The organism is Pedobacter cryoconitis (assembly GCF_014200595.1).
In the GTDB taxonomy this organism is placed as follows: domain Bacteria; phylum Bacteroidota; class Bacteroidia; order Sphingobacteriales; family Sphingobacteriaceae; genus Pedobacter; species Pedobacter cryoconitis_C.
This window is the reverse complement of sequence record NZ_JACHCG010000004.1, coordinates 529829-542138: the sequence shown is the minus strand read 5'-3', so window position 1 is coordinate 542138 and position 12310 is coordinate 529829. Positions and strand designations below refer to the sequence as shown.

7 protein-coding genes are annotated in these 12310 nt (G+C 40.1%); 4 read left to right on the top strand and 3 right to left on the bottom strand.

Translation table 11 applies throughout. The features are described 5' to 3' along the window. Positions 1–147: 147 nt before the first annotated feature. Genes HDE70_RS22090 through gldN form a run of 4 tightly spaced genes read left to right on the top strand, consistent with a single transcriptional unit; the run spans position 148 to position 5069 of the window. Positions 148–1518, top strand: a complete 1371-nt coding sequence (locus tag HDE70_RS22090) for an SUMF1/EgtB/PvdO family nonheme iron enzyme (RefSeq protein ID WP_183866088.1) — start codon at positions 148–150, stop codon at positions 1516–1518. A 54-nt stretch (positions 1519–1572) separates the two neighbouring features. Continuing rightward, entirely contained in the window at positions 1573–2379 is an 807-nt protein-coding gene (gene gldL / locus HDE70_RS22085; RefSeq protein ID WP_183866087.1) for a gliding motility protein GldL, read from the top strand. Positions 2380–2422: 43 nt separating this feature from the next. Next, positions 2423–3961 (top strand): gliding motility protein GldM, encoded by a 1539-nt coding sequence (gene gldM / locus HDE70_RS22080; protein ID WP_183866086.1) that lies wholly within the window; start codon positions 2423–2425, stop codon positions 3959–3961. Positions 3962–3968: 7 nt separating this feature from the next. Next, a complete protein-coding gene (gldN, locus tag HDE70_RS22075; RefSeq protein WP_260161819.1) occupies positions 3969–5069 on the top strand; it encodes a gliding motility protein GldN in 1101 nt (366 codons plus the stop codon). A 65-nt stretch (positions 5070–5134) separates the two neighbouring features. On the opposite strand, the gene uvrC is transcribed toward gldN, so the two are convergent. From uvrC to HDE70_RS22060, 3 genes are read right to left on the bottom strand one after another with little or no spacing between them, the layout of a single operon-like run. Beyond that, a complete protein-coding gene (gene uvrC / locus HDE70_RS22070; protein WP_183866085.1) occupies positions 5135–6940 on the bottom strand; it encodes an excinuclease ABC subunit UvrC in 1806 nt (601 codons plus the stop codon). Beyond that, entirely contained in the window at positions 6941–9166 is a 2226-nt protein-coding gene (locus tag HDE70_RS22065; protein WP_183866084.1) for a penicillin-binding protein 1A, read from the bottom strand. A gap of 2 nt (positions 9167–9168) precedes the next feature. Then, entirely contained in the window at positions 9169–12150 is a 2982-nt protein-coding gene (locus HDE70_RS22060) for a tetratricopeptide repeat protein (RefSeq protein ID WP_183891843.1), read from the bottom strand. Positions 12151–12310 lie beyond the last annotated feature (160 nt).

Sequence of the window (12310 nt, the reverse complement as noted above, 5' to 3'; positions counted from 1 at the left end):
TGCTAAATTCTTTTAAATCTATTAAGCAAGATGTTATATAATTATTAACATCTTGCTTTTTTTGTGTTTAAGACTTATATTTATCTCATAATAATTGTTTATATCAATCATATTTGATAAAATTGTTGTAAAATTGCTCCAGGGCTTATGAGGAAAATTTACACACTGGGTTTTTTATTAATTACAGCATTGTTTTCAAGCTGCGGAAAAGGTGGGCAAGGAGAGCTGGTTGGTGTATACAATAAAAAATTTAACAACAAGAAAATGCCAAGAGGAATGGTTTACATCCCTCAGGGCAAAACGCTTATTGGTATGTCTGACGAGGATATTAACAACTCACAGACTTCGCCCAGTAAGATGACCTCATTCAGTGCGTTCTATATGGACGAAACTGAGATCACCAACGCAAAGTACAGACAGTTTGTGAATTGGGTAAGAGATTCAGTCGCTTTAACCAGCGTTGGCCCGGGCGGAGCTCCAGGTTATTTTATTACACCTAAAGGCCAGACTGCGGGTGGAGCCAGCCTCACCTCAGGACAGAAAAATATTGACTGGAAAAAAGTTGGTAACGGTTCTGCCATGTGGAACGACAAAAAAGGTGGCCTCAGCAATAAATTCAAGGACATGTATTATGCAGGTGATGACGCATTACCTGGTCGCAATGACTTAGACATCAGAAAATTAAGATACTCTTATAGTTTCGTGAATCTTGACCTGGCAGAAGCCGGAAGAAAAGATCCGACGAAAAAACGTAAAGACTTTATTGAAAGTTATGTAGATTCACCAGATCCGAATAACCCAAACCAGTTTCCTTCGGTTAATGTTTACCCGGACACCATGGTTTGGAAAATAGATTATTCTTATTCTCAGAATGATCCGATGGTGAAATCTTACTTCAATCACCCTTCTTATGATAATTATCCTGTAGTAGGGGTAACCTGGGAACAAGCCAATGCATTTTGCTTCTGGCGTACCCGCTTATATGAACCGGTTGCTGCTTCCAGAAAAATTCCTTTAAGCTCACGCCCTGAATACAGATTACCTACTGATGCTGAATTTGAATATGCAGCAAGAGGTGGTAATGTGAAAACAAAATACCCATGGGGCGGGCCTTATGTAAGAAATACAAAAGGATGTATGCAAGCCAATTTCAAAGTAGGCAGAGGAAATTACTCTGATGATGGCGGTTTATATACTGTAAATGTGAAATCTTATTTCCCTAACGATTACGGGCTGTACAACATGGCCGGTAACGTTGCAGAATGGACAGTAACAGCTTACAACAATTCGGCAGCACCTCAATTGCTGGATTTCAACCCGAATTTCACTTATGTAGCTAAAACTACAGACAGTAAATACCTTAAACGTAAAGTAGTTAGAGGCGGATCGTGGAAAGACATAGGTTTCTTCCTTCAGAACGCAGTGGGTACTTATGAATACCAGGATCAGGCAAGATCATACATCGGTTTCAGATGTGTTGCTTCTTACGCGGGTACCGACATTCACTTCAAAAATTAAGTTGATTCAATCTCAATTATAAAGTTTTTAAAATAATATCTATCTAGTAGTAATATGGCAGCTAAAAAGAATTCTAATTGGTTACACTCGGCAATCTCATGGGGTGCGAGTATCGTAATTTTGGGAGCATTGTGTAAAATCCTTCACATCGGAGGTATTTGGGGAAGCTATGCAATTGGTATCGGTCTGGGTGTAGAGGCAGCTTTGTTCTTTATCACCGGATTTTTTCCACCAGAGCCAGAATTGGCCTGGGAAAAAGTATATCCTGAATTAAGAGATGATTTTAAAGGCGAATTGCCTGTGGCTACTGCAAGACCAGTTGCTGCGGCGGGAGCTTCTTCTACAGCAGCTTTAGATAAAATGCTGGGTGATGCTAAAATCGGCCCTGAATTAATTGAAAGCCTGGGTAATGGACTGCGTAACTTCGGAGACAAAGTAGCGACTATTTCTACAGTTGCTGATGCAGCAGTGGCAACCAATGATTTCACAGGAAAAGTAAAACAAGCTTCTGCTGGTTTTGATCAGCTGAATGGTGCATTCAGTAAAGCGACTTCTCAACTGGTAGAACTCGGCGAAAGCGGTAATGCTTCAAAATCTTACCATGAGCAGGTAAATAACCTGTCTAAAAATTTATCTGCCTTAAATGCGGTTTATGAATTAGAATTACAAGATTCTACTACACACCTTAAGTCAATGAATAAATTCTATCAGAACCTTTCTGCGACGATGAATAATTTCAATGAGTCGATGGATGATTCGAAACAATTTAAGGAAGAAGTAGGTAAACTGGCTAAAAACCTTTCTTCGCTGAATGCTATTTATGGCAATATGTTAACAGCGATGAACCAGCCACGTCCATAATCAGGTAATCAATTTATTTAATCACCACAGAGAACCATAACTAATGGCCGGAGGAAAAGAAACAACGAGGCAGAAGATGATCAATATCATGTATTTGGTATTGTTGGCTATGCTTGCGCTAAACGTATCTGATACTATACTGAATGCCTTTAAGAATATCAATGACAGTTTGGATTCGTCACGGACGAATGTAAGCACGAGCATTGACCAGTTGTTCACTGCATTTCAGAATACTAAACTTAAAGAGGAGCCTGGAAGGGCACAGCCGATTTGGGATAAAGCCAATCAGGCGAAAAAATATGCGGATGACCTGAATGGTTACATTCTGCAATTGAAACAACAATTTAATACTGCCGGTGGCGGTATCGATCCTGAAACAGGTGACCTGAAAGAAAGAGGAAATCAGGATATCGCCCAGGGCATCATGATCAATGCTAAAGAAGGCGAAAAGCTTAAAGCAAAGATTAATGAGACACGCGAAAAATTAATTGCCCTTTTAGAAGCTGAAGACCGTAAACATGTTTCCTTTTCTTTGGAAGCGAAGGATGCAGAAAAAAGTATAGAGGGTAAAAAGAAATGGGAAGATATTAACTTCGGAGAAGGTACACCTTTAACTGCTGCAAACACAGTGTTGACAAAGATTCAGTCAGATACAAGAAATGCAGAAGCGGAAATTGTTAAGAAATTGTTTGGGAATATGGATAAGTCACTGGTTAATCTGGATCAGTTTGCAGCTGTAGCAGTTGCACCGACCTCTTATGTAATTCAGGGACAACCTTACAGTGCGCAAGTATTTTTAACAGCAAGTGATTCTAAATCAAGTCCTGAAATTAGTGTTGGCGGTGGCAGATTGGCCATTAAAGACGGTAAAGGAACATATACAGGAGGAACAGGTTCTGTAGGGGTGTTTAAATGGGTTGGAACAATCCGTGTTAAACAAACTGACGGACAGATTAAAGAATACAGAACTCCGGAACAAACTTACCAGGTGGCCAAACCATCGGCTACGGTTTCACCTGATAAGATGAACGTAATTTATGCCGGTATTCCAAATCCGTTTTCTGTTTCTGCGGCAGGTTTTCCTTTGGAAAGTGTGAAAGCAAGTATTTCAGGCGGCTCAATGAGTGGCTCGAACGGTAAATATTCAGTGAGTGTTGGAGGTGATCAGATCGGTAAAACGGTTCATATCAATGTAACTGCAAATAATGCTGGTAAAACTGTGAACTTAGGCTCACAAGAATTCAGAGTAAAAGCATTACCAACACCAAAAGCCTTTATTAAAGGTAAATCTGGTGGAAATGTTGAGTTGGAATGGTTAGCAAGATCTGGCGCAATTGAGACACAGCTGGATGATTTCGTGTTTGACATTAAATATAAAGTAATCAGGTTTAACGCTACTTTTATTAATCCAAGATCGGATGCGGTGAATATCCCTAATAGTGGCGGTTCATTTAGCGGTCAGATCAAAGGTGCTTTGAATTCGATTAAACCAGGAGCGACAGTAATCTTTAAAGATATCATCGCTGAAGGACCTGACGGCAGACAAAAGAATTTAGATGGTATCACATTTACAGCTAAATAGAATCAAGATGAAACAATTTCTATATCTGATTATCCTGTTGTTCGTGGGAACCGGGGTGTTCGCTCAGAGCAAACCTGTAAAACCAATCGTTAGTCAGCGTCCGAAGGTAAAGCCAACAAAATCGGCTCCTGCTACAGACGCGGTTACGGTACCTGCTACAGATGCAGCTAAACCAGCGCCTGAAACAGCTGTACCGATTAATACGCCAGTAGTTAGTACCCCTGCTGTGAATACACCGGTTGTAAACACCCCGGCCGTAAATACACCATCGGTTAATGCACCGGTTGCTACAACAGCGGCGGCAGCGACAACACCTTTGCTTAAAAAATCGAAGATTAAGACTCCTCCAAAAGATGGTTTCTTTGCGAGAAAAGATGTAGATAGCAGTGTAATGGTTCCTTACGCAGATGTCAGAGAAGAAGATGTGTTTTATTCTAAACGTATCTGGAGAGAAATTGATTTACGTGATACTATCAATTCAGTATTGAATACTGAAAGCTCTAAATTGATAGAAATCCTGCTGGAAGCAATTGGAAATGAGGAGTTAACAGCTTATTCCCCTAAAGATACCACTGCTGGAAAAGTATTGGAAGATAATGACTCTTTCAAGATTGCTTTGACTTCGGCCGAAGCATTGAGAAATGCAAGAGGGACTTCTGAAGGAGAAGCTGATGAAAAAGGTAAAATAGGAGATCCGGTATTGAAACGCTTAAGAGCGGATGAATTCTTAAAATACAGAATTAAAGAAGACTGGATTCTGGATGTTAAAAGATCAATCTTTGAACCACGTATTGTCGGCCTTGCCCCTATGAAAATGGTAGAAGGTAACTGGCAGCCCGTATTCTGGATCTATTACGATGAAGCCCGGACTATATTAAGTAAGAAAAAATTACAGGATCCATCCAATGATGCGTCAGTATTAACTTTCGATGATTTCTTTGTCAGACGGCTGTTCTCGAGTAATATTGTGAAAGAGACAAACCCTGCCAATAAAACAATCGTGGAGATCCTGAATCAGACTGATCCTAAAGATCCAAGAAAATTATACGAATCTGAAAGGATTAAAAAAGGGATGGCAGACTACGAACAAAGTTTGTGGGAATACTAAGATCCTGATCAAATAAAAATATAAAAGCGCCGTTATCATTAGATAGCGGCGCTTTTTCTTTGGGTTTAAGTAGTCTTCGGAGCGAAATGAGCCAGTAAGGTTTTAACCTGTGCTTTGTTCAGTACGTTTTCCAATTCAGCTTCTGTAGCTTCTCTGATCTTTTTAACCGATTTAAACTGGCGTAAAAGCTTATCGGCAGTGGTTTTGCCAATACCGGGAATATCCTCCAGTTCGGTCTTTAAAGTGCCCTGATCTCTTTTCTTTCTGTGGAAAGTAATCCCAAAACGGTGGGCCTCATCACGGAGCTGCTGAATAACCTTTAACGTCTCCGATTTCTTGTCCAGATGCAGCGGATAGCTATCTCCCGGATAATATAATTCTTCCAGTCTTTTAGCGATACCGATGACCGTAACTTTATGTTCTATCCCTAATTTCTTTAAACTGCTTACTGCGGACGATAGCTGGCCTTTACCACCATCAATGATGATTAATTGAGGTAATGACTCCTCTTCTTCTAACATGCGCTTATATCGCCTGTAAACAGCTTCTTCCATCGTCGCAAAATCATTCGGGCCTTCTACTGTTTTCACATTGAAGTGCCTGTAATCTTTTTTAGATGGTTTGGCATCTTTAAAGACCACGATTGCTGAAACAGGATAAGCACCTTGGAAATTCGAGTTATCAAAACATTCAATATGAACAGGCAGCTGGGTCAGCATCAGATCTTTTTGCATTTGTGTTAAAATGCGTTCAGACCTTAAATCAGGATTTAGCTTTTCATATTGGTTCAGCTTTTCACGTCTAAAGAACAATACATTTTTATGGGAAAGTTCCAGCAGGTTTTTCTTTTCACCCAGCTTGGGAACAGTAAACTTTAAATTTTCATCCTTCAGTTTAATATCAAAAGGAACGATAATCTCTCTGGAAGTACTGCTGAACTTCGTCCTGAATTCAGTAATAGCCAGGGTAAGCAGTTCTTCATCAGATTCGTCCAGACGTTTTTTGATCTCTATCGTTTGCGTCTGAATGATACTTCCATTCATGATCTTTAAGTAATTGACAAAAGCGTAACGCTCATCAGAAGCAATGCTCACCACATCTACATTGGTGATTGAGCTGTTGACTACAGTTGATTTACTTTGATACTTTTCTAAGACCAGTAACTTTTTTTGATATTGATGGGCATATTCAAAATTTAGTTCGTCGACTGCTTTTTTGATGACCAGCTTTACATCCTTGATTACATTACCGATTTTTCCATTCAGAATATCTTTGATCTCCGCTATACTCTGATCATAATCTTCGTCCGATTGATAAGCCTGACAAGGTCCCTTACAATTGCCAATCTGATATTCCAGGCAGACTTTGAATTTGCCGGCATGGATGTTCTCGTCCGTTAGCGGAAGATTACAGGTACGTAAAGGATAGGTTTCTTTAATCAGGTCAAGAATGGTATGCATCATCCCTACAGAGGCATAAGGGCCAAAATAAGTGGAACCATCTTTGATCATTTTCCGTGTCCAGTATAAACGCGGAAAGGGTTCTTTCTTGATAATAATCCATGGATAGGTCTTATCATCTTTCAGCATGATATTATACCTTGGCTGATGTTTTTTAATCAGGCTGTTTTCCAGCAGCCAGGCATCAATTTCAGTATCAACAATGGTAAAAGTAATCTTGCGGATCTTGGAAACCAATACCCGCGTTTTACCATTCATCTGGTTGTCCTGATTGAAATAAGAGCCGACACGGTTTCTTAAATCTTTGGCCTTGCCAATATAAATGAGCGTATCTTCCTGATCCCAGTATTGATAAACACCGGGTTTATGCGGAATATCGGCTAATGCCTTTTTGTAATCAAAAATGCTCATTTAAAAACCCAGCTTCTTGTCCAGTTCTGTAGTATCCGTTTGTTGCTGTTGATATTGGTTACAATCGTAAGTGATAGATACACCGCTTTTAGGGACTTCAAAGTCGCCTTTGCCTACTTTTAATTTAGGATTGGCATAGACTTTCTTTAAGAAACCACCAAAAATAGGCATGGCTGTTTTAGAACCTTCACCTTCTCTGGTACTGATAAAGTGAAATGCACGGTCTTCGCAACCTGTCCACACGCCGGCAACCAGATCAGGGGTAATCCCTACGAACCATCCATCAGAGTTATTCTGTGTCGTTCCGGTTTTACCACCAATAGGGTTTTTCAACCCGTATTTACTGATCAGGCCATAACCATAACCGGTTTTCACTACACCTTCCAGCATACGTGTCATCACATAAGCAACATCTTCGTTCATTGCAGGGTGTTTTTGTGGCGTTTGAGAGAACAGTACCACTCCGTTTTTATCTTCTATTCTTAAAATATAAGTTGGTTGCGTCCAGACACCTTTATTTGCAAATACACTATAAGCGCCTACCATATCAAATACAGAGGCATCAAATGAGCCTAACGCGATAGATGGATAAGCAGGTACATTTGAAGTGATCCCCATTCTTTTAGCCAATGTAGCGACCGCAGTAGGGCCTACTTGCTTCATCAGGTAAGCAGCGATATAATTCTGAGAGAAGGCGAGGGCTTTCTGCAAAGTAATGTAACCCGGTAGAGTACCGCCCGATTTTGGCGTCCATGGCGCACTGCCCGGAACTTCAATTGTTACCGGCTCATTCAAGACCTGGTAACACGGCGAATAACCATTTTCTATAGCTACCGAATAAGTAAAAGGTTTAGCTGTTGAACCGACTTGCCTGGTTCCCATTTTAACCTGGTCGTATTTGAAATGTTCGTAATTGATACCGCCAACCCATGCTTTAACGTATCCTGTTTTCGGATCCATTGCCATCATGGCATTTCTTAACAGCAGTTTATAATATTTTACCGAATCCACCGGTTTCATCAGCGTATCCAGATTTCCTTTCCACGTGAAAATGCTCATTTCGGTCGGGGTATTGAAGTCTGCTTTAATTTCTGACTCCGATTTTCCTTCCAGCTGTAAAGCTTTATAGCGGTCAGATCTTTTAATACCCTGCTCAATCTGCATTTCTTTGTCCTTGAAAGGGTTTCTACCTTTCCAGCCTTTTGTAAATTGTGCCTGTAAAACTTTCATCGCATCCCTTTGCGCTTCTTCGGCATAGACTTGCATGTCGTAATTGATGGTCGTGATAATTTTTAGTCCGTCTCTGTCCAGATCATATGGCGTACCATCTGCTTTTAAGATAGAGCGTTCCTGGAAGATTTTCTTAATATCATTTTTCAATACCGCTCTGAAATACGGAGCAATTCCATCATTTACAGTTGCTGCACTGAATTTAAGGGCTAAAGGTTTTGCTTTTTCTTCGTCAAACTGTTGTTGGGTCAGCAGGTCTTCTTTAACCATATTTGACATGACTGTATTTCGTCTGGCTAATGATCTTTCCGGGTTACGGGTAGGAGAGTAGCGGGTAATTCCTTTTTGCAGCCCGACCAACGTAGCTGCCTGTGCTACCGTTAGCTGGTCTGGTGTGGTATTGAAATAAACTCTTGCCGCAGATTTAATTCCATAAGCCTGGTTACCAAAATCCACAGTATTCAGGTACATCGTAATAATCTCTTCTTTGGTAAAGTTACGTTCCAGTTTTACCGCGACAATCCATTCCTGGAATTTCTGCATTAAACGTTTGAAGAAATTCTTTTGACGGCCTTCTTCCGAGAAAAGGTTAAGGGCTAATTGTTGTGTAATTGTACTTGCCCCTTGTTTTTTACCCACTAAATTGTAAAATATAATCGTGAAAGTACGCTTGAAGTCAATTCCTGAATGTTCTTTAAACCTGGTATCTTCTGTAGAAATCAGCGCATTAATTACATTCTGAGAAATTTCGGGATAAGTTACATTAGAGCGGTTTTGTACAAAATAGGTACCTAATACCCTTTTATCTTCAGTTAATATTTCAGTAGCTTGATTACTTTTAGGGTGTTCAATATCTCTGAAAGAAGGCAGCGTTCCAAATAGCCCAAAGCCGATTGCAACAATAAAGATTGCAAACAGGATCATTGCACCTATCAGTAACTTCCAGAGCGTAATATTATAGCTTTTTATCTCTGCCGCCGAAATATTTTTGGTCATTTTTAGTAATTGTTTTTGTAGAAATCTAAATATTTAGTTACCAGATCCTTGTTCCGGAGCTTTTCGAAATTCTCCTTACTGATAATGAAACTGCTGTACGTGCCAGCAGGGACTTTCATGATCTGTTTTAATTGAGGAGTTATTCCGTCAGCGTAACTTTTTGCTTCTGCAAAACTAAGAAAGTTCCCAACATATATCAGTTGGTCATTGTCAAATTCTGTTAATTGATGTTTCAAACCTGCTCCCGGGAAGTTTCCGCGGTTAAATTGGCCGATTCCAAATCGTGAAGAGCTTAAGGTCAGGCTGGCATCTGCCACATCAATCACAAAATAATAGACTTTAGATATTTCTGTACTGAATGTTTTATCTATAATAACCGGACGCGGAGCAGGAACTTCTGCCGTTTTTACCGGAACAGGGGTTGTGATTTCCGGAGTAACTACAGCCGCAACAGGTGTTTCCGGAACAGGTACAGGTTGGGTAGCTGGTGGAACATCGGTTTTAACAACGGCTACCTGCGGCTGAGTAACCGGGATATCTTTAGTAGTTACCGGTGGAACAACCGGAACCTGTTTGGTAATGGCTGACGGCTCCTTAATCACAGTTGGTTGAGTAACGTTTGGTTTAGCAGCCGCAGTAACGTCTTCCTTTACCGGTTTTGCAATGGGCTGAAGATCAGGTTGAGCAATCGGTTGAACCGTTTTTTCGGCTACAGGAGCTGAAGTAAAGAAGCGAGGTTCAGCCGGATCAAAGTCTGGTAATGCAACTCTTCTTTTACGGAATTCACCCTGGTGTGTAGCAATATAAGCCAGGTGTTCTTTAACCAGCGGGACGATTAATTTATCGTCCGGATAAGCGTTGGTAATCGCCTTAAATGCTGCTGTTAAGCTATCAATCTGTTGTGTTCTTCCAATGGCTATAGCTCTCAGATAACTCAATTGAGGATTGATCGAACCAGCCGGATATTGCTGAACCGTAGTATTCACCTCAGTAATCACCGAAGGAAATGCTTTTCCTTCATACAATTCGAATACCTGGTTGTATCTTTTAATTCCTGCGGCTTCAAGATCAGACTGTTTGATAGAATAGTCCGGATCAAGGATCGTTTTTGCGTAAACACTACCTGGAAACTTGTCCAGTACCAATGCTTTATATTTAGCCGCATTCGCAGGATCTGTTTTTTGATAACACAGGTATAAACTATAATAAACAGAACCCAGATGGCTGTTATCAGGAAATCTGCTTAATATCAATTGATAGATCCGGATGGCCTCAGGCTGATCATCCAGTTCCTGCTGATAGAAACTTGCAATTTCGTAATAAGCGTCAATTATTTTTTCATTCGAAGCTTTGACCGCTTCAACAGTCAGCGGAACGGCAGCCATGTATTTTTTACCTGTCGTATCTTTATCAGCTATCGTTTTCTCCATCCCGATTTTGTCTGTCGGGTAGCCATCATTCTCTACTTTAGCAATACTTTCGGAAGTGGTTTGTGAAGATGATTTGATACTCTGTCTCCAGTTATCTTCTTGTTTTCTATTGCCCCATTTAGTCAGAAAGTCTGTATAACCTCTGCTTAAAGCAGCTGGGTTACTAAAGTAAAAGGAACTTGTTGCTGGTGCGCCCGCATTGTTACGCCGCGTCGCGTCCGGAAAAAGATTATTCCTGAAAGCTCCGTTATTTCCAGCTACAGCCACTTTAATCTTCGTCAGGTTTTTGATTTTGGCGATACGCTCCGCCTCAGGAAGTTTAGCAAGCATTTGCAGGGTGTCCTGGTAAGCAATAACATCGTACCTGTCAGTGATATATTCCAGGTTCTGACTCTTTTTTACGATTTGTGCATATCCGGGATAATTCTTTGGCAATACCGTTACTGTACTGTCATAGTATGCTTTTGCTTTCAGAAAATCTTTGTGCTTATTAAAATTAAGGTCAGCCATCCTCAAATAAGATAACCCTTTTTGATAATTGTTCCTGGTACTGTTCCGGATAGATAACTTATAGAACTTTTCTGCTTCGGTGATATTATTTTCTTCGGCATAGTCTTCCGCAATCTGATAGTAAATCTGGTCATGATAGTCCAGGTTCTTATCATCTTTAAGTAAAGCCAGCAATTCCTTCTTCCGGTTCAGGTGTTCTCCGTTAAGGATCCCCGTAACTTTAATTCTGTTCAGGTTCGCATTAAAGTATAATTCAAAGCCAGCATTACTTTTTTGTACTTTAGTATAAAGCGCTAAAGCTTCTTTGTACTTTTTTTGACGCTCATACAACTGCGCCAGGATATAAGTCCAGCGGATACGGTTGCGGTGCAGCTGACTTTCTTTGACTGCTTTTTCCAGAATCGGGATGGCGTCGTTGTATCTGTTCTGATAGATATAAGATTGCGCAATAGTTCCGTAAGGTTCAGATCTTTTTTTCTTTACCAGTTCCAGGTTATCATAAACGGTATCAAGAATAATTGCGGCATCATCCATATTATTGAGCTGCATCAAACTTCTTGCTTTCCAGTTTTGTGCCGTAATCAGCACATTCATGTCTTTCGTATAGGTTTTGGCGGTATAATCGAAGTATTCTTCGGCTACGAAATAATTGGTTTTAAGATAATAGGCTTTACCCAATAGCAGGTAAGCATCATCTATATAATTACTGAAAGCTTTATCAGCAATAATGGCTCTTGATTTTTTGATGATGGCATCCAGTGCCCTGTCATTGGCTGGTGCATGGAGGACGCTTTCTGAACTGAACTTTTCAGGATCAGTATAGATGGGTAAAACGTCACTGTAGTTGTCTATATAGTTGGTATACGATTCTTCCTCGTAATTGTTAAGAATAACATTCGCGTTATAAATATAGTTATAACGTGCAGTTAAATTTTGCATAGCCCTGCTTGTTGCCGTATCTTTAGGCGTACTACAAGCCACTAATAAAGAGCTTCCCAGGTAAAATAATAACAATTTCAAACTGGAGCGTCGGAGATTCTTCAAATAAGTAGTTTGAGTCAACATTTAAAATATGATAGAATGTATGCAAAAATATTTTATTCATCAATATTTCTGTGCAAATTATTAATTTTTTATAAGAGCCCGTTTAAGAAGCTGTTATAAATTTATTACCTCCTTCTATTTTATAGCCGCTAAATACATT